The sequence below is a fragment of the Limosilactobacillus portuensis genome (assembly GCF_014838735.1).
GTDB lineage: Bacteria > Bacillota > Bacilli > Lactobacillales > Lactobacillaceae > Limosilactobacillus > Limosilactobacillus portuensis.
In genome coordinates this window covers 1-369 of the sequence record NZ_JABUXQ010000082.1, presented here as the reverse complement: position 1 = coordinate 369, position 369 = coordinate 1, and the positions used below count along the sequence as shown (strand labels likewise).

The following is a 369-nucleotide window of genomic DNA, read 5'->3' as shown; positions in this document are numbered from 1 at the left end:
AAAACAAAATCGATTGTTGAATTTTGGGATTGTGCTTTAGCGTATTCAAAACAACGTCCGACAAAAGAAGAAATTCAAGAAGTCATTCAAGATGTAATTGAAAAAGACGGGACTACACTCGGATTGTTACAAGGCGCTATTCAAGTGTTGGGTGAATCCGGTTTTTTCAAGGAAGAGTTCAAGATGTTTTGGTTCCAAATGTCGCAAGGACCGAAGATGGTGAAACAAGAGAAAAAAGAAGAAATGAAAGCCGGAGCGGAATTCATGAAAGAGACATACAAAACGCTCACGGGCAAAGCACCTTATTAAATTATAGCGTAATTCGTTCAAAAACATCGCAATATCTCGGGTATATCCCCGCTCATGAAT

At 38.8% G+C, this 369-nt stretch carries 1 protein-coding gene; it reads left to right on the top strand.

The genetic code is table 11. From position 1 onward, the window contains the following. Positions 1-309, top strand: a 309-nt coding sequence (locus tag HUK49_RS10660; RefSeq protein WP_235981146.1) for a tail assembly chaperone, incomplete at its 5' end; no start/stop codon positions are given. Between the last annotated feature and the right edge of the window lie 60 nt (positions 310-369).